Raw genomic sequence first — 992 nt, forward strand, 5'->3', positions numbered from 1 at the left:
ATTGAATTTTTCTTGTTCCATAGTTTGACAATATTTAATGAATTTTTTGTCAACCTATTTCAGGAATATGCACGATATAAGGTTGCAGATAACGGGAAACGGCTTTATGCAGGTGGGAATTTTTAGCACTGAAGCTGATTAGAATTCCCACTGCTCAAATATACAAAAATGTTCATTTGAATTCCTTCAGCCCCACTTGCATAAAACCGATGTTAGCTGTAGTTTTTTCTTTTAATTCTTTTGTTATAAGTACTTGTCCTGCTTTTCGTTCTGCTTTCCAAAATTGTCGCTTTAGAAATTTTCTTAAATGTTTTGCCTATTCTGTGGCAACAGTTAATTGACCTTTTCTTTTGTGTGACATTTTGTATTCCCTTTTTTAAATTCTTGTGTTTAGTTTATTACTTTCTCAAAACATACACTATTCTCAACTTCTGCATATTGTCCATAATTCTTGATAATACAAAAATTGTTTTTCTTGTATAAACTTATCGCCTCTATCATTTTGTCTCCTGTCTCCAAAACACATTTTTTATAACCCAATTCTTTCGCCCAAACTTGTAATTCTGTTAGAATTTTTCCTGCTATTCCTTTTCCACGTTTTTCAATGGGAACAAACATTCTTTTAATTTCCATAATGCCTTCTTCATATTCTTTCATTGCTCCACAACCAACTGGTTGGTCAGAATCATAAGCAACAACAACATTTTTGAGTAGGTCAATTTTATTGTATTGAGCAAAAAAATCATTCGTCTCACCATTTTTAATTGCCAAATCTTTGTCAAGTTCAAAAACTAATTTTTGAAAATCTAAATTGTCAGAATTTGTTCGCTTTATACTATACATTTTTCAATATTTTCTTCCTTTATGTAAGGTTCTGTCATGTACCAAAATAGGTTGACCTTTTTTGGGTTAAAAATTATTTCAAATATAGTTCAATTTTAGATTTTTCCGGGAATAAAATGTGGAAAAATTTCCTGGGCTTTTCCTTTCGG

At 30.8% G+C, this 992-nt stretch carries 1 protein-coding gene; it reads right to left on the minus strand.

Annotated features, from left to right (window positions below; all coding sequences use genetic code 11):
• Positions 1–390: 390 nt before the first annotated feature.
• Positions 391–843, minus strand: a complete 453-nt coding sequence (locus IV513_RS15485; protein ID WP_209391448.1) for a GNAT family N-acetyltransferase — start codon at positions 841–843, stop codon at positions 391–393.
• Between the last annotated feature and the right edge of the window lie 149 nt (positions 844–992).

The sequence above is a fragment of the Chryseobacterium sp. RR2-3-20 genome (assembly GCF_017808115.1).
Taxonomy (GTDB): Bacteria; Bacteroidota; Bacteroidia; order Flavobacteriales; family Weeksellaceae; genus Chryseobacterium; species Chryseobacterium oryzae.

Coding starts and splice junctions, on each gene's coding strand:
- IV513_RS15485 (WP_209391448.1), bottom strand. CDS start 843: ATGTATAGTATAAAGCGAACAAATTCTGACAATTTAGATTTTCAAAAA.